At 73.5% G+C, this 18,446-nt stretch carries 26 protein-coding genes; 12 read left to right on the top strand and 14 right to left on the bottom strand.

Annotation, left to right across the window (positions count from 1 at the left end):
* Window positions 1-484: 484 nt before the first annotated feature.
* The 6 genes from QWY28_RS17165 to QWY28_RS17140 all read right to left on the bottom strand — a co-directional run bounded on the left by QWY28_RS17165 (window position 485) and on the right by QWY28_RS17140 (window position 2,872).
* Complete coding sequence (locus QWY28_RS17165; protein WP_300953794.1) at window positions 485-1,000, bottom strand: hypothetical protein; 516 nt, start codon at window positions 998-1,000, stop codon at window positions 485-487.
* Entirely contained in the window at window positions 997-1,245 is a 249-nt protein-coding gene (locus QWY28_RS17160) for a hypothetical protein (RefSeq protein ID WP_300953793.1), read from the bottom strand. Before QWY28_RS17160 ends, QWY28_RS17165 begins: the two co-directional genes overlap by 4 nt.
* A complete protein-coding gene (locus tag QWY28_RS17155; protein ID WP_300953792.1) occupies window positions 1,245-1,628 on the bottom strand; it encodes a hypothetical protein in 384 nt (127 codons plus the stop codon). Before QWY28_RS17155 ends, QWY28_RS17160 begins: the two co-directional genes overlap by 1 nt.
* Window positions 1,625-1,861 (bottom strand): hypothetical protein, encoded by a 237-nt coding sequence (locus QWY28_RS17150; protein WP_300953791.1) that lies wholly within the window; start codon window positions 1,859-1,861, stop codon window positions 1,625-1,627. Before QWY28_RS17150 ends, QWY28_RS17155 begins: the two co-directional genes overlap by 4 nt.
* A gap of 36 nt (window positions 1,862-1,897) precedes the next feature.
* Window positions 1,898-2,554, bottom strand: a complete 657-nt coding sequence (locus QWY28_RS17145; RefSeq protein ID WP_300953790.1) for a hypothetical protein — start codon at window positions 2,552-2,554, stop codon at window positions 1,898-1,900.
* Between the two features lie 78 nt (window positions 2,555-2,632).
* Entirely contained in the window at window positions 2,633-2,872 is a 240-nt protein-coding gene (locus QWY28_RS17140) for a helix-turn-helix domain-containing protein (RefSeq protein WP_300953789.1), read from the bottom strand.
* A 124-nt stretch (window positions 2,873-2,996) separates the two neighbouring features.
* On the opposite strand from QWY28_RS17140, the gene QWY28_RS17135 reads away from it, so the two are divergent.
* From QWY28_RS17135 to QWY28_RS17115, 5 genes are all read left to right on the top strand, one after another.
* Window positions 2,997-3,269: a helix-turn-helix domain-containing protein gene (locus QWY28_RS17135; RefSeq protein ID WP_300953788.1), complete on the top strand. Its 273-nt coding sequence runs from the start codon at window positions 2,997-2,999 to the stop codon at window positions 3,267-3,269.
* 11 nt (window positions 3,270-3,280) lie between these two features.
* Window positions 3,281-4,018 (top strand): beta-ketoacyl-ACP reductase, encoded by a 738-nt coding sequence (locus QWY28_RS17130; RefSeq protein WP_300953787.1) that lies wholly within the window; start codon window positions 3,281-3,283, stop codon window positions 4,016-4,018.
* Between the two features lies 1 nt (window position 4,019).
* Window positions 4,020-4,802 (top strand): enoyl-ACP reductase FabI, encoded by a 783-nt coding sequence (gene fabI / locus QWY28_RS17125; protein WP_300953786.1) that lies wholly within the window; start codon window positions 4,020-4,022, stop codon window positions 4,800-4,802.
* A gap of 18 nt (window positions 4,803-4,820) precedes the next feature.
* Window positions 4,821-5,342: a SixA phosphatase family protein gene (locus tag QWY28_RS17120; RefSeq protein ID WP_300953785.1), complete on the top strand. Its 522-nt coding sequence runs from the start codon at window positions 4,821-4,823 to the stop codon at window positions 5,340-5,342.
* 271 nt (window positions 5,343-5,613) lie between these two features.
* On the top strand, window positions 5,614-6,465 hold the full coding sequence (locus QWY28_RS17115; RefSeq protein WP_300953784.1) for a hypothetical protein: 852 nt from the start codon (window positions 5,614-5,616) through the stop codon (window positions 6,463-6,465).
* A 98-nt stretch (window positions 6,466-6,563) separates the two neighbouring features.
* Here QWY28_RS17115 and serB read toward each other — a convergent pair whose 3' ends face one another.
* Window positions 6,564-7,772 (bottom strand): phosphoserine phosphatase SerB, encoded by a 1,209-nt coding sequence (gene serB / locus QWY28_RS17110; RefSeq protein ID WP_300953783.1) that lies wholly within the window; start codon window positions 7,770-7,772, stop codon window positions 6,564-6,566.
* Between the two features lie 58 nt (window positions 7,773-7,830).
* On the opposite strand from serB, the gene QWY28_RS17105 reads away from it, so the two are divergent.
* Window positions 7,831-8,538: a VOC family protein gene (locus QWY28_RS17105; protein ID WP_300953782.1), complete on the top strand. Its 708-nt coding sequence runs from the start codon at window positions 7,831-7,833 to the stop codon at window positions 8,536-8,538.
* 4 nt (window positions 8,539-8,542) lie between these two features.
* Here the strand turns inward: QWY28_RS17105 and QWY28_RS17100 are convergent, their stop codons facing one another.
* Window positions 8,543-9,283 (bottom strand): Rv1486c family protein, encoded by a 741-nt coding sequence (locus tag QWY28_RS17100; RefSeq protein WP_300953781.1) that lies wholly within the window; start codon window positions 9,281-9,283, stop codon window positions 8,543-8,545.
* A gap of 61 nt (window positions 9,284-9,344) precedes the next feature.
* Here QWY28_RS17100 and QWY28_RS17095 point away from each other — a divergent pair, with 61 nt between their 5' ends.
* The 4 genes from QWY28_RS17095 to QWY28_RS17080 are packed head-to-tail and all read left to right on the top strand — an operon-like array spanning window position 9,345 to window position 12,614.
* Window positions 9,345-10,139: an ABC transporter ATP-binding protein gene (locus QWY28_RS17095; RefSeq protein ID WP_300953780.1), complete on the top strand. Its 795-nt coding sequence runs from the start codon at window positions 9,345-9,347 to the stop codon at window positions 10,137-10,139.
* A 41-nt stretch (window positions 10,140-10,180) separates the two neighbouring features.
* Window positions 10,181-10,642: an NfeD family protein gene (locus QWY28_RS17090; protein ID WP_300953779.1), complete on the top strand. Its 462-nt coding sequence runs from the start codon at window positions 10,181-10,183 to the stop codon at window positions 10,640-10,642.
* A 10-nt stretch (window positions 10,643-10,652) separates the two neighbouring features.
* Window positions 10,653-11,852 carry an SPFH domain-containing protein gene (locus tag QWY28_RS17085; protein ID WP_300953778.1) on the top strand — a complete coding sequence of 400 codons (1,200 nt, stop codon included), beginning with the start codon at window positions 10,653-10,655 and terminating at the stop codon, window positions 11,850-11,852.
* Window positions 11,853-11,867: 15 nt separating this feature from the next.
* The gene (locus QWY28_RS17080; RefSeq protein ID WP_439117265.1) at window positions 11,868-12,614 is read left to right on the top strand and encodes a sulfite exporter TauE/SafE family protein; all 747 of its coding nucleotides are present in this window, start codon (window positions 11,868-11,870) and stop codon (window positions 12,612-12,614) included.
* A gap of 10 nt (window positions 12,615-12,624) precedes the next feature.
* On the opposite strand, the gene QWY28_RS17075 is transcribed toward QWY28_RS17080, so the two are convergent.
* Genes QWY28_RS17075 through QWY28_RS17065 form a run of 3 tightly spaced genes read right to left on the bottom strand, consistent with a single transcriptional unit; the run spans window position 12,625 to window position 14,737 of the window.
* Window positions 12,625-12,993 carry a hypothetical protein gene (locus tag QWY28_RS17075; RefSeq protein WP_300953777.1) on the bottom strand — a complete coding sequence of 123 codons (369 nt, stop codon included), beginning with the start codon at window positions 12,991-12,993 and terminating at the stop codon, window positions 12,625-12,627.
* A 56-nt stretch (window positions 12,994-13,049) separates the two neighbouring features.
* Window positions 13,050-13,997: an alpha/beta hydrolase gene (locus QWY28_RS17070; protein ID WP_300953776.1), complete on the bottom strand. Its 948-nt coding sequence runs from the start codon at window positions 13,995-13,997 to the stop codon at window positions 13,050-13,052.
* A complete protein-coding gene (locus QWY28_RS17065) occupies window positions 13,994-14,737 on the bottom strand; it encodes a glycerophosphodiester phosphodiesterase (protein WP_300953775.1) in 744 nt (247 codons plus the stop codon). The genes QWY28_RS17070 and QWY28_RS17065 overlap by 4 nt, the downstream gene beginning before the upstream one ends.
* Before the next feature lie 50 nt (window positions 14,738-14,787).
* Between QWY28_RS17065 and QWY28_RS17060 the strand changes: the two genes are divergently transcribed.
* Window positions 14,788-15,447 (top strand): nitroreductase family protein, encoded by a 660-nt coding sequence (locus QWY28_RS17060; RefSeq protein WP_300953774.1) that lies wholly within the window; start codon window positions 14,788-14,790, stop codon window positions 15,445-15,447.
* Window positions 15,444-16,286 carry a phosphotransferase family protein gene (locus QWY28_RS17055; protein ID WP_300953773.1) on the top strand — a complete coding sequence of 281 codons (843 nt, stop codon included), beginning with the start codon at window positions 15,444-15,446 and terminating at the stop codon, window positions 16,284-16,286. The genes QWY28_RS17060 and QWY28_RS17055 overlap by 4 nt, the downstream gene beginning before the upstream one ends.
* Before the next feature lie 90 nt (window positions 16,287-16,376).
* On the opposite strand, the gene QWY28_RS17050 is transcribed toward QWY28_RS17055, so the two are convergent.
* From QWY28_RS17050 to QWY28_RS17040, 3 genes are read right to left on the bottom strand one after another with little or no spacing between them, the layout of a single operon-like run.
* The gene (locus QWY28_RS17050; protein ID WP_300953772.1) at window positions 16,377-16,856 is read right to left on the bottom strand and encodes a GNAT family N-acetyltransferase; all 480 of its coding nucleotides are present in this window, start codon (window positions 16,854-16,856) and stop codon (window positions 16,377-16,379) included.
* Complete coding sequence (locus QWY28_RS17045) at window positions 16,853-17,578, bottom strand: gamma-glutamyl-gamma-aminobutyrate hydrolase family protein (RefSeq protein ID WP_300953771.1); 726 nt, start codon at window positions 17,576-17,578, stop codon at window positions 16,853-16,855. Before QWY28_RS17045 ends, QWY28_RS17050 begins: the two co-directional genes overlap by 4 nt.
* Window positions 17,575-18,354: a 3-oxoacyl-ACP reductase gene (locus QWY28_RS17040; RefSeq protein ID WP_300953770.1), complete on the bottom strand. Its 780-nt coding sequence runs from the start codon at window positions 18,352-18,354 to the stop codon at window positions 17,575-17,577. The genes QWY28_RS17045 and QWY28_RS17040 overlap by 4 nt, the downstream gene beginning before the upstream one ends.
* Window positions 18,355-18,446 lie beyond the last annotated feature (92 nt).

The raw sequence follows: 18,446 nt of genomic DNA, 5'->3' as shown, positions 1-18,446 counted from the left end.
GGTGAGGGCTGCCCGACGACCGGGAGGTACACCCGCTCGACGTCGGGGACCTTGATGAGGGTGTACGTCGGCTCGAGGCCCTCCAGCGCGACGTCGTCGCCGGCGCCGGGCGGGATCCGGACGTCGAAGTCGATCTCGACCTGCACGTCGCCCGGGGTGTACTCCAGCTCGGCGTCGGTGTGGCGGGCGGCGAGCGCGATGACGTACCCGAGGAGCGACTTCGCGCGGCCGTCGGGGTCGGCGCTGACGACGATGCGGTCGGCGGGCTCGGACAGGGCGGGCCCGTCGCCGGTGTCGTAGTAGCTGTCGAGGTCGGGCACGAACGCGCCGAGCAGCAGGAAGCCGTCGGTGGCGAGGAGTCGGACGCCGTGCAGGTGCTCCTCGATGGTGATGGCCTTGTAGAGCGGCGCGGGGGCCTTCTTGTCGGTCGCCGCGGCGTTGGCCACGGCGAGCCAGGCGTGGGCCAGGCTGGGTCCGTCGAACCTCATTCGTCGTCCTCGCTGTCGGTGTCGGTGGGGCCGGCTGCGAGCGCGAGCCGGTGCTGGGTGTTGCGGACCGCGGCGGCGAGGTCGGTGAGGAGGTTCGCGATGCCGGGGTGGGCGGGCCGGAGCTGGTCGGCGGTGCCTCGCAGGTAGTCGAGGAGGTCCTGCCCAAGGGGCGCGGGAGCGACGGCGGCGCTGACGAGGTCGCTGATGTAGTCGTCGCGCTGGGCGTCCCACCAGAAGATGTCGATCTGTGGGACGAGGTCGTCCTGGTCGTCGTCGGCGTGGAGGTCGACGGTGGGGACGCCGAGCGGGCCACCGAGCTCGACGTGGCCGACGTCGAGCGCGTCGTACACGTCGTCGCCGCCGGCGAGGACGATGGGCACGTCGACGAACCGGCTCAGGCCGTCGTCGGCGGCGGTCGAGAGGTCGACCTGCACCCGCGGGGTGAACGCGAAGCGGACAGGCCGGTAGTCGGGGTGCTCGGCGAGCTGCGCGCGCAGCTGGCCGACGTTCATCGCCGGCTCCGCAGCACGGTGCGGAGGTGGGCGGCACGCTCGGTCGCGGTGACGTCCATCCCGGGCACGCGGCGGGGGCGCGGCGGGCGGCGAAGTCCACGGCGGCGGTTGTCGCGGGCGGCGTCCCAGGCGGCGTGTGCGCACATCAGCGCGACCATCAGCAACCCGCCGGCGATGAAGATCATGTACGCGGTCTGCTGCTCGTGGCGGGCGGCGTCGGTGGCCGCGGCGGCGAGGGCACGCATCAGGCGCCGTCCGACCCGGCGTCGTCGAGGTCGACGACGGACGCGCTGATCCAGACGTTGATCCGCTTGCAGTGGGTGTTCTTCTTGTGTGAGGGGAGGTCCCCGACGGGCTGGATCTCGCCGCGGGTGTACGCCGCGGAGAACTGCGCACCCATCAGGCCGCGGCAGTTCACGTCGGCGGGCAGCAGCGGCCGGATGTCGTTGGCCGAGAAGGGCTGGAGGGTCTGCGCGAAGAACCCGATGGCCTGGTCGATGAGCGCCTTGTCCCAGTCGGAGGCGTTGTCGGTGGCCTGTGCCATGCCGGCGTCGCGCGCAGCGCGGGCTTCGGCGATGCGCTGCCGGACGGTCGGGAGGTCGAGTGCCTCGACGGTCGCGGTGCTCATGCCTGCGCCCTGACGAGCCGGTCGAGGACGAAGCGGCGGGAGCCCTGCCGCTTCCGCTCGCCGGCGAGTGCCTGCGGGGCGAGCGCGGTGTCGATGTTGTCGAGCACGCGCTGGACGTCGCTGGGTGCCCAGGCGCGGCGGTTGTGGCGGCCGGCGTACTGGACGGTGGGGTCGCCTTCGGCGGCGGCGCCGGTGGCGCGGTGCTTGGGCTGGTAGGTCTCGGGGTGCTGCACGGGTCTGCTCCTCCGGGGTTCGGGTGGTGCGTGATGTCAGGGACGGGCGGTGGCGTTGTTGATGCCGAGGCGTGCGATGCGCTGCTCGCGGTCCTGCCAGAGCTGGTGGCGCTCGGCGCGGGTCTGGGCGTAGCCGGTGGCGACGAGGGCGTGGAACGCCTCGCTGCGGTCGCGGTTCGGGTAGTCGGCGAGCCGCTCGCGGATGTGGCCGATGAGCTGCGTGAGGGTCCGGGCCGGCTGGGTCTCGACGTGCGCGACGGGCAGCGGCTGCTCGCAGGCGGGGTGGCCGAGCAGGACGAGAGAGAGGTGGGCGACGGCTTCGATCTCTTCGAGCGTCTCGGCCATGACGGCGTCGGCCCACAGGTCGCGGCGGGTGAGGTCGCCGTAGGTGTTGCGGTAGTCGGTGGCGGTGACAGGGTTGGGCTCGGCGCGCCGGTCCCGCATCTGGCGGGACAGGCGCGCCGAGCAGCGGGCGCACACGGTGATGGCGGTCGACGGGTCGAGCGATGATCGGCGCTCGGACGAAGGGATGACCGTCAGCCGCCGCGTGTGGGCGCCGCAGGCCGGACGGCAGCGACGAGGAACGCTGCCGCCCGGGGTCAGGGGGCCGGTGTAGATGTGGGCCACACCGGTAGGGCGCGCCACCAGGACGGCGTCGGGGCCAGCGGCGTGCAGCGCGGCTTCGGCGATCACGGTCGGGCTCCTTCGGGCGCGTTCGGTAGAGGTCGCGACGGGGCGACCCCTGCTGGGAAGTGGGCGGGTGGGTGGCCGTCAGGAGGCGGCCGCGACGGACTCCTCACCGAGGAGGAGCGCGGTGGACACCCCGAGGTGGGTGGCGATGGCCTGGAGCTCGGCGACGGAGAACTCGATCTCCCCCGCGAGGCGGCGGCTGATCGCGGGCTGGGTGACGCCAAGGACGGCGGCGAGGTCGACTTGGCGCTGGTTGCGCCGAGCGGCCTCCGCCCTCACGTTCGCTGCGACGACGCTGGTGCGCTGCTGGGAATGCGTCATGCACACATTCTTATTCAGGATCTGCATGAATTACAAGACTGTGAGTCGAATCGGCGTGTCGAAAGATCGGTGAACCCGGCAGCAGTCGTTTACCGCATGCGCGTATCGCATGTACTGTTCGGGCATGACCAGCGAAGCGAACGCGATGAGCGAGACCCTGGCGGATGCAGTCGCCCGCCGTGTGCGAGGCGTCATGGGGGAGAAGCGGATCCGGCAGGCCGAGCTCGCGCTGAAGCTCGGCGTGAGCCAGCCCTCTCTCTCGCGGCGACTCAACGGGGACAGAGCCTTCGAGCTCAACGAGGTCGAACAGGTCGCCGCGGCGCTGGCCGTGAGCCCTGCCTACCTCCTCGGCTTCGCGGCTGATCGCGAAGTGGGACTACCTATGGGTAATCACTAGCGTCCTGGGACGTGAGTGACACAGACCCCCAGGGCGGGTCCCCGACCGGCCGCTCGGTGCTCGTCACCGGCGGCAACCGCGGCATCGGCCGCGCGATCGCCGAGGCGTTCCTGGCCCAGGGCGACCGGGTGGCGGTGACCACCCGCAGCGGCGGCGCCCCCGACGGGGCGCTCGACGTGCGCTGCGACGTGACCGACCCCGCCGCCGTCGACGCGGCGTTCGCCGAGGTCGAGGCCGCGCACGGTCCGGTCGAGGTGCTCGTCGCCAACGCCGGCATCACCCAGGACACGCTGCTGCTGCGGATGAGCGAGGACGACTGGTCCTCGGTCATCGACACCAACCTCACCGGTTCCTACCGGCTCGCCAAGCGCGCGGCCAAGGGGATGCTGCGGCTGCGGCGCGGCCGGATCATCCTGATCTCCTCGGTGGTCGGCCTGCTCGGCTCGGCCGGCCAGGCGAACTACGCCGCCTCGAAGGCCGGCCTGGTGGGCATGGCGCGCTCGCTGGCCCGCGAGCTGGGCTCCCGCTCGATCACCACGAACGTCGTGGCGCCCGGCTTCGTCGAGACCGACATGACCGGCGTGCTCACCGACGAGCAGCGCGACACGATCAAGGCGCAGGTGCCGCTCGGGCGCTACGCCGTGCCGGCCGAGGTCGCCTCCGCGGTGACCTGGCTGGCCTCCGACGACGCGGGGTACGTGACCGGGGCCGTGATCCCGGTCGACGGCGGCCTCGGGATGGGGCACTGACATGACCGACGGCACCGGCATCCTCGCCGGCAAGCGCATCCTCGTCGCCGGGGTGACGATGGACAGCTCGATCGGGTTCGCGACCGCCAAGGTCGCCCAGGAGCAGGGCGCCACGGTGCTCATCTCCAACTTCGGCCGGGCGCTCGGCATCACTCGACGCATCGCCAAGCGGCTCCCCGTCGAGCCGCCCGTGCTCGAGCTCGACGTCACCGACCCTGAGCACCTCGAGCGCCTGCCCGACGTGGTCCGCGAGCACGTCGACGGCCTCGACGGGGTCGTCCACTCGATCGCGTACGGCAACCCCGAGACGCTGCTGGGCGGTCGGTTCCTCGACGGCCCCTGGGAGGACGTCGCGCAGGCCGTCCAGGTGTCGGCGTACTCGCTGAAGTCGCTGGCGCTCGCGTGCCGGCCGCTGATGGGCGCCGGGGGATCCGTCGTCGGGCTGACGTTCGACGCGACCGTCGCGTGGCCGGCGTACGACTGGATGGGCGTGGCGAAGGCCGGGCTCGAGTCGACCTCGCGCTACCTCGCTCGCGACCTCGGCCCCGAGGGGATCCGCTGCAACCTGGTGTCCGCCGGGCCGCTGCGCACGCTCGCGGCCAAGGCGATCCCCGGCTTCTCCGACCTCGAGGACATGTGGGGCACGCGGGCGCCGCTCGGCTGGGACAACACCGACCAGGAGCCGACCGCTCGCGCGGTGTGCGCGCTGCTGTCCGACTTCTTCCCCGCCACCACCGGCGAGATCGTGCACGTCGACGGGGGCTTCCACGCCATGGGCGCGTGAGGCTGGAAGACTGACCCCGTGAGCGAGGACGAGGGCACCCGGACGCTGGTGGTCGTGCGGCACGCGAAGGCCGAGGCGGACGGACCGACCGACAGCGAGCGTCGGCTCGCCGAGCGCGGGCACGGCGACGCCGCAGCCGTCGGCGCGTGGCTCGCCGAGCGCGGGATCGTGCCCGACCACGCGCTCGTCTCGGCCGCGGTCCGCACCGTCCAGACCTGGGACGACATCGCCGACGCCGCCGGCTGGGACCTCGAGCCGGACGTCGACGAGACCCTGTACGCCGCCGGCCCCGAGACCGCGCTCGACCTCGTCCGCGCCGTGCCCGACGACGTGCGCACGCTCGTCGTCGTCGGCCACAACCCCACCGTCGCCACCCTCGCCCAGCTGCTCGACGACGGCGAGGGCGACGACGAGGCCGGCAACCAGCTCGCCCTCGGCTACCCCACCTCCGCCACCACCGTGCTCTCCTACGACGGCGACTGGGAGGACCTCGCCGACGCCTCCGCCTCCGTCGTCGCGTTCTTCGTCGGGCGGGGCTAGGAAGGCAGGGAGGCTCGCAGGATCCCAAGTGAACTTGGGATCCTGAAACTTCCCTGCCACCGAAGTGGCCGCGAAGTGCGCACACCGGCCGCGACGTGGGCCGCTCCTCCACAGGGCGTCAGTGACGCCGATGGTCGTGGTGACTGGCGGGCAGACGCCCGGCATGCAGATACCTCGCAACCTCCGTGAGCCGGGGGACCCCAGGAATGGCCCGGTCGTCTTTCGTCGGCAGCTGTTGGCGGAAGGTGTCACCGACCAGACCATCGCCCGGATGGTGCGCTCCGGCGTGCTCGTCCGACTGCGCGGCGGTGCGTTCGTCGACGCACGCACGTGGAGCCGCCTCGACGAGATCGGCAGGTACGGGCTGCGATGCCGTGCGGTGCTGGGACAGGCGAAGGCGCCTGTGGTCCTCTCGCACGTCTCGGGCCTGCCCGAGTGGGACGCGCCGACCTGGGGACTGCCCCTGGACGACGTGCACGTCACGAGGACCGACGGGATCCGCGGGCGGCGCGCGGTCGGTGTGCAGCAGCACGTGGGCACGGTCCGGCCCGAGGACCTGACGACGGTCAACGGCGTACCGGTGATGACGCCGGCCCGACTTGCGCTCGAGTCGGTCACGATGGGCAACTCCGAGGCGGCGCTGGCGGTCCTCAACGACCTGACGCACCGCGGCTTGGTCACCGGGCCGGAGCTGCGGGACCAGTACGTCGCGATGCAGACGTGGCCCGGCATCGCCGCTGCCGAGGTCCTGCTGCGGCTGTTGGATCCCCGCATCGAGTCGGTAGGCGAGAGCCGAACCTTCTGGGCGATCTACCAGCAGCGGCTGCCACGGCCGGTCGCGCAGTACGAGGTCAAGGACTCCTCAGGGAGGGTCCTCGCCCGGTTGGACTTCGCCTGGCCCGAGCTCCGCGTGTGGCTGGAGTTCGACGGCCGGTCCAAGTACGAGAAGTACCGGCGGCCGGGGGAGAGCATCGCGGACGCCGTCGTGCGCGAGAAGGCGCGCGAGGACCTCGTCCGGCGGGTCACCGGTTGGCGGTGCATCCGCATCACCTGGGCAGACCTCCAGGACCCGGTCCGGCTCGCGACGATCATCCACCGCGCGCTCTACCCACAAGCCGCGTGACGGCCCCCGCTCCGCGGCCTTCCCTGATGCTTCGCGGCCATTGCGATGGCGGTGAAGCATCGACATCCCAAGTCAACTTGGGATGTTGATCGAGCGCCTCAGACCGGCGGGGCGGGAGTCACGATGCCGGCAGCGGCGTCGGCGGCCTCGATCTCCTCGCGGGAGATGCCGAGGAGGTAGAGGATCGTGTCGAGGTAGGGCACGTTGACGGCGGTGTCGGCGGCGTCGCGGACCATCGGCTTGGCGTTGTAGGCGATGCCCAGGCCGGCGGCGTTGAGCATGTCGAGGTCGTTGGCGCCGTCACCGATCGCGATGACGGCGTCGAGCGGCACGCCGATGTCGGCGGCGAACTCGCGCAGGGCGCGGGCCTTGCCCGCCCGGTCGACGACCTCGCCGACGACGCGACCGGTGAGGTGGCCGTCGACGACCTCGAGCTCGTTGGCGCGGGCGTAGTGGATGCCGAGGTCGGCCGCGAGGCGGTCGGTGACCTGGGAGAACCCGCCGGAGACGATGGCGAACCGATAGCCGAGCCGCTTCAGGGTGCGGACCATCGTGCGGGCACCAGGGGCCAGCTCGAGGTTCTCGTAGACCGAGTCCAGGGCGGTGGCGGGCACGCCCGCGAGCAGGGCGACCCGGGCCCGCAGGGACTCCTCGAAGTCGACCTCGCCCCGCATCGCCCGCTCGGTCACCTCGGCGACCTCGGCCTCGCAGCCGGCGTGGGCGGCGAGCATCTCGATGACCTCGCCCTGGACGAGGGTGGAGTCGACGTCCATGACGATCAGCCGCATGCCGCGCCGCAGCAGGTCGGCGGGCTGGACGGCGATGTCGATGCCGCGCTCGGAGGCCTCGGTGGCCAGCACGGTCCGCAGCGCCGCGGGCGAGGTGCCGGAGACGTGGAGCTCGATGGCGGTGACGGGGTAGCGAGCCATCCGCTCGATGCGGTCGATGTTGGCGCCGCTCTCCGCGATGCGACCGGCGACGACGGCCATGTCGGTGGCGCGGAGGGGGGAGCCGATGACGGTGACGTGCGCCCGGCCGCCGGGCCGCGTGCGGTTGTCGCCGGTGCCGCGCTCGACCTCGACGCTCATCCCGAGCTCGTCGGCGGTGGCGGTGACGGCGTCGCGCAGCTGCTCCCAGCTGCGCGGCACGGTGACGAGCACGCCGAGGATCAGCCGACGACGCAGCACGATCTGCTCGATGTCGACGACCTCGACGCCCGTGCGGGCGAGGGTCGTGAAGATCGCCGAGGTGACGCCCGGGCGGTCCTTGCCGGTGAGCGTGATGAGCAGGGTCTCCGGGGTCTCCATCGCGGGCGAGGCTATCGCTGCCCGTCCCACTGTCGGTGGCCGCGTCCATCCTCGGGCCATGGACGCCGCCGAGACCATGACCCGCTTCTCCGACGCGATCGCCGGCCGGGACTGGCCCGGGCTCGCCGCCGTCCTGGCGCCCGGGTTCCGCGCCCGGCTGCTGCACACCGGGGAGACCTTCGACCGCGACGGCTTCGTGACCTTCAACCGCGACTACCCGGAGCCGTGGTCCTTCGTGCGTGAGCAGGTGGTCGGCGGAGGGGGGACGGCCGTGCTCCGGGCGCGCGTGACCGGGGCGGGGGTGACCTACCACGTCGCGTCCTTCGGCACCGTCGACCAGGACGGCGCGCTGACCGAGCTCGTCGAGGTCTGGACCGACGGGGTGGGGGAGGACGGCGGACCCGTCCGGCCGCACCACGGGATCGACTACGTGGAGCTCGCGGTGCCGGACCTCGGGGAGGCGGAGCGGTTCTACGGCGACGCGTTCGGCTGGAGGTTCCGGCGCTACGGCCCGGCGTACGCCGGCATCCTCGCGCCGGCCGGCCGGGCCGAGGTCGGTGGGCTCGACGCCACCGGCACGAGCGCCGGCTCCGGCCAGGGGCGCCCGCTCGTGCTGCTGCACTCCGCCGACCTCGACGCGACCGTGGCGGCGGTGCGGGCCGCTGGCGGCACGGTGGTCCGGGAGCCGTACGCGTTCCCGGGCGGCCGGCGCTTCCACCTCGTCGATCCCGGCGGCACCGAGCTCGGCGTGTGGTCGGCGTCGTGAGGCCTCAGGCGGGCGGCCAGACCTCGGGGGAGCAGGCGGCGACGAGCGCGCGCCGGCCGGCCCGTTCCAGCGGCAGCAGCGCCTCGCGCCGCGCGGTCATCTCGTACGCCGACACGGCGCCGCCGTCGTCCTCGAGCGCGAGCGCGGCGATCCCGGTCGCCTGGAGGCCGCGTGCCGCCAGGTCCACGCACCGGGCCGGCACGCCGTCGGGAGCGGCCAGCACGGGCCGGTGCCGCAGGTTCATCAGCCGGTCGGCGACCTCCGGGTTCCAGCGGGCGACGTCCAGCGCCGCGAGCGCCGAGGCGGACTCGAGCAGGGCGGCGCGCAGTCCCCGGTCCGCCTCGCCGACGTCCGGCAGCTGCCGGCGGCCGGCGGGGTGCAGCACCCACGCCACCGCGGCACCCGTCCGCTGCGGGACGAGCCCGAGGCCGGCGCCCCCGACGACGACCGCGGAGCCCGCCTCGAGGGCGGCGGCGTTGAACGGAGCCGGTCCGCCGAGGCCGACCGGGTCGCCCTCGGCCGGGAACGCCGCCCCGAAGGACGTCGCGCCCTCGGCGCGCAGCCGCGCGAGCCCGCCCACCAGGGTGTCGGTGCCCTGGAACGGGTCGGCCACCGTGTGGGTGGCGTCCCCGCCGATGACGGCGTCCACGAGCAGGTCGGTCACCACGGTGCCCCGCAGCCAGGCGGTGCCCCACCAGGCCAGTCGGGCGGCGGCCGGGAGGGACTCGGCGGGCTCGTCGTGCACGGCCGGGACTGTACGACGCCGCCCCACCGCGGCACACGACCCACTCGCTAGGGTGAGCGCCATGGCCGCTGTCCTGGAGTTCGCCGACGTGACGGTCCGCCGCGGCGAGGCCACGCTGCTCGACGAGGTGTCCTGGACCGTCGAGGAGGACGAGCGCTGGGTCGTCCTCGGCCCCAACGGCGCCGGCAAGACCACGCTGCTCCAGGTGGCCGCCGCCCAGCTGCACCCGACCTCCGGCGTCGCGGGCATCCTCGAGGAGGTCCTCGGCACCGTCGACGTCTTCGAGCTGCGTCCGCGCATCGGCCTGACCAGCGCGGCGCTCGCCGAGCGCGTCCCGCGTGGCGAGCTGGTCCGCGACGTCGTGGTGTCGGCGTCGTACGGCGTGGTGGGCCGCTGGCGCGAGGACTACGACGAGCTCGACCACGAGCGGGCGCACGAGCTGCTCGACGAGGTGCGGGCCGGGCACCTCGCCGATCGCACCTTCGGCACCCTCAGCGAGGGGGAGCGCAAGCGCGTCCAGATCGCCCGCGCCCTGATGACCGATCCCGAGCTGCTGCTCCTCGACGAGCCGGCCGCGGGGCTCGACCTCGGCGGCCGCGAGGACCTCGTCTCCACGCTCAGCGTGCTGGCGATGGACCCCGACTCGCCGGCCACGGTGCTGGTCTCCCACCACGTCGAGGAGATCCCTCCGGGCTTCAGCCACGCGCTGCTGCTGCGCCAGGGCGCGGTGGTCGCCGCCGGGCTGCTCGACGACGTGCTCACCGAGGACAACCTCGCCGCGACCTTCGGCATGCCGCTGGTGCTGACCCAGCAGGACGGCCGCTGGGCGGCGCGGCGCCGCACGCGGGCCCGCTGACCGTGGCCGGCCGCCCGCCGACGTACCGCTAGGGTCGAGGCATGGACTGGCTGGGAGACAACGCCTGGGCGGTGTGGCTCGGTCTCGGCGTGACGCTGGGCGTCGCCGAGCTGTTCAGCCTCGACCTGATCCTGCTCATGCTCGCCGCGGGCGCCCTGGTCGGGATGGTCGCCGGCCTGCTCTCCGCGCCGGTCGTCGTGCAGATCCTGGTGGCCGCCGCGACCTCGGTCGCCATGCTCGCGCTCGTGCGCCCCTCGCTGGTCAAGCGCCTCCACACCGGCCCCGAGCTCAAGCTCGGCCACAGCCGGCTCGTGGGGAAGCAGGGCGTCGTCCTCCAGGAGATCACCGGCATCGCCGCCGGCCGCGTGCGCGTGGCCGAGGAGGACTGGACGGCCCTGCCGTACGACGACACGCTGACCATCGCGGCGGGCGAGACCGTCGAGGTGCTCGAGATCCGCGGCGCGACCGCCTACGTCCACCCCGTCCTGCGTCTCGAGAGCTGAGGAGCTCCCCATGGCCCTGGCCGTCCTGATCCTGCTGGCCCTGCTGCTGGTCTTCGTGGTCACGCTGCTCGCCAAGACGGTGCGCATCGTCCCGCAGGCCCGCGCGGGGATCGTCGAGCGCTTCGGCAAGTACAAGCAGACCCTGCCCGCGGGCCTCAACATCGTCGTGCCGTTCATCGACAAGGTCCGCTACCTCATCGACCTCCGCGAGCAGGTGGTCAGCTTCCCGCCGTCCTCGGTGATCACCGAGGACAACCTGACCGTCGAGATCGACACGGTCATCTACTTCCAGGTCATCGACCCGGTGGCGGCGACCTACGAGATCGCCAACTACATCCAGGCCGTCGAGCAGATCACGATGACCACGCTGCGCAACATCGTCGGCGGCATGGACCTCGAGCAGACGCTGACCAGCCGCGAGACCATCAACTCCGGCCTGCGGGGCGTCCTGGACGAGGCGACCGGCAAGTGGGGCATCCGCGTCGGTCGGGTCGAGATCAAGAGCATCGACCCGCCGCCGTCGATCAAGGACACGATGGAGAAGCAGATGCGCGCCGATCGCGACAAGCGCGCCGCGATCCTCACCGCGGAGGGGCAGCGCCAGTCGGCGATCCTCACCGCCGAGGGCCAGAAGCAGTCCGCGATCCTCCAGGCCGAGGGCCAGCGCGAGTCGCAGATCCTGCGCGCCCAGGCCGACCGCGAGGCCGCGATCCTCCGGGCGCAGGGCGAGGGCCAGGCCATCCAGACGGTCTTCCAGGCGATCCACGACGGCCGCCCGGACCAGTCGCTGCTGGCCTACCAGTACCTCCAGATGATGCCCAAGATCGCCGAGGGCGACGCCAACAAGGTCTGGATCGTCCCGAGCGAGTTCGGCAAGGCCCTCGAGGGTCTCGGCTCGACGATGAGCCAGCTGCAGGGCATCCCGCAGGAGGTCGACGGTCCGCGCACGCGGGTCGATATGGGCCCCAGCGACCCGCAGCTGCCGAAGGGCGCGAACCGCGACGACGGTGAGCTGAGCGAGGCCAACGAGGCCGTCCAGGCGGCGATCCGCGAGGCCGCGACCGCAGCCGAGCCGCGCAGCACGGCCACCAGCGGCGCGGGCGCCACCGGCCCCGACCCGCTCGCCGTCACGTCGACCGACCCGTCCATCGACCCCGTCGACGTACCTCCGGAGCAGCAGCAGCCCCCGGCCGCTCCGCCGGTCTCCTAGGTGCTGCTGGAGTCGGTGGCGATCCTCCTGGCGGGGGTCGCCGCGGGCACCATCAACACGGTCGTCGGCTCGGGGACACTCATCACCTTCCCGACGCTGCTGGCGTTCGGTGTCCCGCCGGTGACGGCGAACGTCTCGAACAACATCGGCCTGGTGCCGGGCTCGGTGTCGGGTGCGATCGGCTACCGCCGCGAGCTCGTCGGCCAGCGGTCTCGGGTGCTGCGGCTGGCCTCGGCCTCGCTGCTGGGCGGCGTGGTCGGCGCGGTGCTGCTGCTCGTGCTGCCCGAGGGCGCGTTCGAGACGATCGTGCCGGTGCTCATCGGGCTCGGCGTCGTGCTGGTCATCGCCCAGCCGAGGGTCTCTGCTGCGGTCGCCCGCCGCCGGGAGGCGCGACCGGTCGAGGGCGACCGTCGGGATCCGTGGTGGACGTGGCCGGCGACCTCGCTCGCCGGGGTGTACGGCGGGTACTTCGGCGCGGCGCAGGGCGTGATCCTCATGGGCCTGCTCGGCATCGGCATCGAGGAGTCGCTCCAGCGGCTCAACGCGGTCAAGAACGTCCTCGCCGCGGTCGTCAACGGGGTCGCGGGACTGGTGTTCGTGGTCGTGGCCGACGTCGACTGGCGGCTGGTCGCCCTCATCGGCGTCGGGTCGGTGATCGGGGGACAGGTCGGGGCGACCGTCGGGCGACGACTGCCCTCGACCGTCCTCCGTGCGGTCATCGTGGTGGTGGGCCTGACGGCCCTGGTGTCGTTCGCGTTCTGAGCGTCGCTGCTCAGGCCTTCTTCCCGCGGCCGCGCAGGCCGAGCAGGCCGCCGACGACCGCGCCGGACGCCACGGCGGTCATGCCCTGGCCGGCCTTGACGGGCGCCGAGCCGTCCTTGGTGGCGAGGTAGCCGGTAGCCGCGTCGGCGGCATCGACGAGCACGCCGAGCAGGACGAGGTTGCGGCGGGCCGAGCCGCTGGCGAGCAGCGTGGCGAGGCCGAGGGCGATCTCCCGGGTGCCGAACAGACGGGTGACGTAGGGAACCTGCGGGTTGGCCCGCGGGTCCAGCATCAGCTGCTTGGCGGCCAGGGTGGGGTCGTAGAGCGAGACGGCGCCGATGGCGATGCGGCCCAGGGAGATTCCGGTCACGGGGTTCATGGGCCCGGACACTAGCGGGGCGCGCGGTCGCCGGGGCGGGTGTCCGCGACGCGGCGTCAGTCGACCCACGCGGCGTGCCACCGCCCGATCGCGTCGTACGCCGCGGCGCGCGGCGCGGGCAGGGAGAGCACGACGTCGTGCCGGGCACCCGCGATCGCCACGTAGGTGACGTGCGGGCCGACCGAGCCCGCCCAGCGCCGGATCTGGGGGACCTCGAGCACGATGTCGTGGCGGTGCACGGCGTCGCCCATCTCGGCCGGGCGGGCGCTCGCGTCGGAGGAGAGCACCAGCACCGGGCAGGCGATCTCGAGCCCGGCGTGCAGGCGGGCGTGGCCGCGGCGCACCGCTCGCAGCCAGCCGGCGTGGACGGCGAACGACTCCAGCGGCTTCCAGGTCAGGTCGAAGTCCCACTCGCCCTCGTGGTCGCGGTGCAGGCTGCGGGCGTAGAAGCCGGTGACGCTGCGCGGCAGCGCCCGCATCGGGGCCCGGCGACCGAGCTGGTCGAGCAGCACCGTGCCGACCGTGCGGACCAGCACGCTTCCCTGCAGGTCGAACCAAGGGGAGTTGAGGACCATGCCGCGCAGCGCGGCCGGCCGGCGGGCGTCGGCCCACAGCGAGGTGGTGAGCCCGCCGGTGGAGTGGCCGGTGAGCACGACGTGGTCGTGGCCGTCGCGGGCGGTGAGGAGCTCCCACGCGGCGTCGAGCTCGGCGGAGTACTCCTCGAGGTCGGCCACGTGGTTCGGGGTCTGGTGCGGGCGGAGCGACCGGCCGTACTTGCGCAGGTCGAGGGCGTAGAAGTCGTAGCCCCGCGCGGTCCACCACTCGGCGTACCCGGTCTGGAAGAAGTAGTCGGCGAACCCGTGCACGTGCAGCACGGCCCGTCGGGTGGGTGTGTCCGCGCGGCGCTGGACGAGGGTGGCGACGACCGGCCCCTCCTCGTCGTCGGGCAGCACGATCTCCTCGGCGCGGTAGGGGTCGCCGAGGACGTCGGGGCGCAGGGTCACCCTCGCATCCTCCTCGTCCGGCGGTCCCGGACGGCGAGGGCCTCCTCGGGCCGGTTCGTGGTGACCAGCCAGGCGCGGCCGGGCCGCAGCCAGTACTCCAGCGACCGCGGGGTGTCGATCGTCCACACCAGCAGCGGCAGCCGGCGGCGGCGGGCGAAGCCGGCGAGGCCGGCCCGGGCGAGCCAGTGGTGTGCGACCACGACGTTGGCGCGCGACTGCCGGTAGCGCAGGTGCGGCCAGACCTCAGAGGCACGCACGCGCAGCTGTCGCCACACGGGGAATCCGGTCACCTTGCGACCCAGCGAGAGGCCCACCAGCAGGTCGTGGCCGTGCGCCTCGGCCCAGTCGCGCACCTCCCGGACGGCGGCGTCGTCGAGGGTGGTCACCACCAGGTTGTCGGCGCCCAGACGGTCCACCGCGCGCGCGGTCGCCTCGGCGCAGCTGCCCACGAACTTCAGGTCCAGGTGGGCGCTCCGGCGGCCGGCGAGGGCGTCGAGCACCTCGTCGTACAGCATCAGGTCCGGCACGGCGGCCCGGAGCTGCTCGGCGGTCAGGTCCGCCAGGGCCACCTCCTCGCCGTCGACCTCCACGACCGAGTCGTGGAAGACCACGAGCGTGCCGTCGGCGCAGCGCTCGACGTCGAACTCGACGAAGTCCACGTCGAGGGCGAGGGCCCGGTCGACGGCCTCGCGGGTCAGGCACCGGTGGGCACTGAGCTGGACGGGTGCGGGTGGCGTCACGGGCACCATCCTCGGGTGCCCGGCCCGTCGGTGCGTGAGACGGTGGTGTGGTGGATCTCTCCGAGGTGATGCGCACGACGGCCGCGGTGCGGGAGTTCACCGACGACCCGCTGCCCGACGACGTGCTCCGCCGGATCCTCGACGACGCCCGCTTCGCCCCCAGCGGCGGCAACCGCCAGGGCACCCGCGTCGTCGTCGTGCGGGACCGGGTGACCCGCGAGCGGCTGGCGGAGCTGAACGGACCCGCGGTGCGGCGGTACGTCGCCCAGCAGCGAGCCGGGGAGAGCCCGTGGAACCCCGTCCACCCGGCGGGCCCGACGCCGGAGGAGATCGCGGCGACCCCGGTGCCGGCGGCGTTCACCGAGCCGGTCCTGCGGGCACCCGTCGTGCTCGTGTTCGTCGTCGACCTCGCCGTGGTCGCCGCGATGGACCAGGACCTCGACCGGGTCGGGATCGTCGGCGGGGCCTCGGTCTACCCGCTGGTGTGGAACGTCCTGCTCGCCGCCCGGGCCGAGGGGTACGGCGGCACGATCACCACCATGGCCGTCGCCGAGGAGCCGGCGGTCAAGGAGCTGCTCGGCGTCCCCGAGACGTACGCCGTCGCCGCCGTCGTGCCGCTCGGCCGGCCGGTGGAGCAGCTGACCCGGCTCCGGCGGCTGCCCGTCGACGAGCTGGCCGTCCGCGAGCGGTTCGACGGCGAGCCGCTGTGACCGCGGCGGCCGAGGCCGTCGCCTGGGCGGAGCGGTGCGTCGGCTCGCCGGTGCTGGACCGCCGTGCGATGACGGAGGGACGGACGTCGACCCTGCTGGCGCTGCGCCACGCCGACGGCACCGACAGCGTGCTGCGGGTGGTCGACCGCGAGCCGTGGGCGAGCCACCGGGTCGGGCTCACGACCCGCGAGCGGGAGGTGCAGCTGCAGCTCGCGGACACGTCCGTGCCCGCGCCCCGCAGCCTGGCGCTCGACGCGCAGGCGGGGGCCCACCTGATGACGCTGCTGCCCGGCCGCGTCGACCCCGCCCGGGCCGACGACGCCTCGCTGCACGAGCTGGTCCGGACGCTCGTGGCGGTCCACGAGGTCCGGGTCGACCCGCCGCCGCGGACCTACGAGTCGTGGGAGTGGCTCGCCAAGCACACCGTCCCGGTGTGGGCCGAGCGGCCGGACGTGTGGCGCGACGCGTTCGCCCTGCTGCGCACCGAGCCGCCGGCGTACGAGCCGACGTTCCTGCACCGCGACTTCCAGCCCTGGAACGTGCTCTGGGACGGCGACCGGGTCAGCGGCGTCGTCGACTGGGTGGAGACCTCGACCGGTCCCGCGTGGCTCGACGTCGCGCACTGCGCCACGAACCTGGCCGTGCTGCACGGGCTGGAGCGCGCCCATGCCTTCGCCGCTGCCTACACCGCGCTGACCGGCCGGCGGCGCGAGCCGCACTGGGAGGTCATGGACACCGTCGGGTTCCTGCCGCGGCCAGGTGGCGATGCGTGGGTGACCGATCCGAACGAGCAGCGTCGTGTCGAGGCTCGCCTGGTCGACGCCATGGCCGCCGTCTGACCGCCTGCGAGCGGCGGTCCACCCGGCTGCGCTTCTCGTGGTCTGGCCGGAGCCGCCCTCGCTCACCGACTCGGCGTGGAGGTGGGCGGGTCAGAGGAGGCGGGTGAGGAACACGCTGTGCGGGTCGAGGACGTAGTCGGCGAACGGGCCGCACTCGGCGAACCCGCGCGAGAGGTAGAGCGTGCGGGCGGGGAGGAAGTACGGCTGGGTGCCGGTCTCGAGGCTGATCCGCCGGTGGCCGGCCGCGGCGGCGGTGGCCAGGACGTGGTCGAGGAGACCCGCGCCGACGCCCCGGCGGCGGGCGGCCGGCGCGGTCCGCATCGACTTCAGCTCGACGTGACCGGCCCCGAGGTCCTGGAGCGCGACGCAGCCGAGCAGGGCGCCGTCGGGGTCGCGGGCGGTCCAGAACGAGGTCCCGGGCCGGTCGAGCGCGGTGGGGTCGAGCGCGTGGACGCTCTCGGCGGGGCTGGTGGCGTGCATGTCGCGCAGGTGCTCCTCGAGCAGCGCGACGACGTCGGGGAGCAGCGGCGAGTCCGGCGCGACCGTCCAGGCCGGGAGCACGTCGGTCACGAGTCGGCCCGCCCGGCGGCGTACGACGCGGCGGCGCGGACGAGCCCGGCGAGCAGGCCGACGTCCGCGGCGGTCTCGGGGTGCCACTGGACGGCGACGCAGAACCGGTCGCCGGGGACCTCCATGGCCTCCAGCGTGCCGTCGTCGGCGCGCGCGGCGGCGACCCAGCCCGGGTGCGTGGCGACCGACTGGTGGTGGTGGCAGGCGACGTCGAGCCGCTCACCGACGAGTCCGGCGACCAGCGTGCCGGGGACCGTGCGCACGGCGGTGCGGCCGAACGCGTCGCCGCCGGGGGAGTGCTCCTCGTGGCCGACGACGTCCGGGGTGTGCTGGTCCAGCGAGCCACCGGCGTGGGCCGCCATCAGCTGCATGCCGCGGCACACACCGAGGACGGGGAGACCGGCGGCCGCCGCAGCGTCGAGGAGCGCGAGCTCCCAGGCGTCGCGGTCGGACCGCCAGCCGGCCGTCCGGGGGTGCGGCGCGGCGCCGTACCGCGCCGGGTCGACGTCGGCGCCACCGCTGACGACCAGCCCGTCGAGACGGCCGACGACCACGTCCGCGGCCCCCACCTGGCCGACCGGCGGGAGCAGCACCGGGACGCCGCCGGTCGCCTCGACGGCCTCGGCGTACTGCGTGGGCAGCACGTCGGCGCGCTGGTCCCAGACCCCCCAGGCGGCCTGCTCCCGGTAGGTCGTGAGCCCGATGAGCGGCGCGCCGGTCACAGCGGCGTGACGTAGGCGCCGGAGATGCCGCCGTCGACCAGGAAGGTGTTGGCGGTCATGAACGAGGAGTCGTCGGAGGCGAGGAACAGCACCGCCGCGGCCATCTCCTCCGGCTCGCCGAAGCGGCCCATCGGTACGTGCACGAGCCGGCGGGCAGCGCGCTCGGCGTCCTTGGCGAACAGCTCCTGCAGCAGCGGGGTGTTGACCGGCCCCGGGCACAGCGCGTTGACGCGCACGCCCTGCCGCGCGAACTGCACGCCGAGCTCGCGGGTCATCGACAGCACGCCGCCCTTGGAGGCGGAGTAGGAGATCTGCGAGGTCGCCGCGCCCATGACCGCGACGAACGAGGCGGTGTTGATGATGGAGCCCTTGCCCTGCTCGAGCATGTACGGCAGAGCGGCCTTGCAGCACAGGTAGACGCTGGTCAGGTTGACCTCCTGCACCTTGCGCCAGGCGTCGAGGTCGGTGTCGAGGATCGAGTCGTCCTCCGGCGGGCTGATCCCGGCGTTGTTGAAGGCGATGTCGACCGAGCCGTAGGTGTCCTTCGCCGTCTTGAACAGCGCGTCGACCTGCTCCTTGTCGGTGACGTCGACGTGGACGTACGTCGCGTGGTCGGTGCCGCCGAGCTGGCCGACCACGGTGTGCCCGCGCTCGTCGTCGATGTCGCCGATGACGACCTTCGCGCCCTCCTCGACGAAGCGCTGCACGGTCGCCAGGCCGATGCCCGAGCAACCTCCGGTGACGACCGCGACCCGGTCCTGGATGCGTCCTGCCATGCGAGAGTCCCTCCTGGGGTCGGGTCGTGTGCCTCACGACGCGCGGGGGCGCGTCCTCGGGCACACGACCCGGGATTGGTCGTGTGGTGCGG

It is taken from the genome of Nocardioides oceani, from assembly GCF_030412965.1.
Lineage (GTDB): Bacteria > Actinomycetota > Actinomycetes > Propionibacteriales > Nocardioidaceae > Nocardioides > Nocardioides oceani.
This window is presented reverse-complemented; position numbering and strand designations above follow the sequence as displayed.

Excerpts from the sequence above, each read along its gene's own strand:
- QWY28_RS17165 (WP_300953794.1), bottom strand. The coding sequence starts at position 1,000 with ATGAACGTCGGCCAGCTGCGCGCGCAGCTCGCCGAGCACCCCGACTAC.
- QWY28_RS17160 (WP_300953793.1), bottom strand. The coding sequence starts at position 1,245 with ATGCGTGCCCTCGCCGCCGCGGCCACCGACGCCGCCCGCCACGAGCAG.
- QWY28_RS17155 (WP_300953792.1), bottom strand. The coding sequence starts at position 1,628 with ATGAGCACCGCGACCGTCGAGGCACTCGACCTCCCGACCGTCCGGCAG.
- QWY28_RS17140 (WP_300953789.1), bottom strand. The coding sequence starts at position 2,872 with ATGACGCATTCCCAGCAGCGCACCAGCGTCGTCGCAGCGAACGTGAGG.
- QWY28_RS17135 (WP_300953788.1), top strand. The coding sequence starts at position 2,997 with ATGACCAGCGAAGCGAACGCGATGAGCGAGACCCTGGCGGATGCAGTC.
- fabI (WP_300953786.1), top strand. The coding sequence starts at position 4,020 with ATGACCGACGGCACCGGCATCCTCGCCGGCAAGCGCATCCTCGTCGCC.
- QWY28_RS17115 (WP_300953784.1), top strand. The coding sequence starts at position 5,614 with ATGGTGCGCTCCGGCGTGCTCGTCCGACTGCGCGGCGGTGCGTTCGTC.
- serB (WP_300953783.1), bottom strand. The coding sequence starts at position 7,772 with ATGGAGACCCCGGAGACCCTGCTCATCACGCTCACCGGCAAGGACCGC.
- QWY28_RS17105 (WP_300953782.1), top strand. The coding sequence starts at position 7,831 with ATGGACGCCGCCGAGACCATGACCCGCTTCTCCGACGCGATCGCCGGC.
- QWY28_RS17095 (WP_300953780.1), top strand. The coding sequence starts at position 9,345 with ATGGCCGCTGTCCTGGAGTTCGCCGACGTGACGGTCCGCCGCGGCGAG.
- QWY28_RS17090 (WP_300953779.1), top strand. The coding sequence starts at position 10,181 with ATGGACTGGCTGGGAGACAACGCCTGGGCGGTGTGGCTCGGTCTCGGC.
- QWY28_RS17085 (WP_300953778.1), top strand. The coding sequence starts at position 10,653 with ATGGCCCTGGCCGTCCTGATCCTGCTGGCCCTGCTGCTGGTCTTCGTG.
- QWY28_RS17075 (WP_300953777.1), bottom strand. The coding sequence starts at position 12,993 with ATGAACCCCGTGACCGGAATCTCCCTGGGCCGCATCGCCATCGGCGCC.
- QWY28_RS17040 (WP_300953770.1), bottom strand. The coding sequence starts at position 18,354 with ATGGCAGGACGCATCCAGGACCGGGTCGCGGTCGTCACCGGAGGTTGC.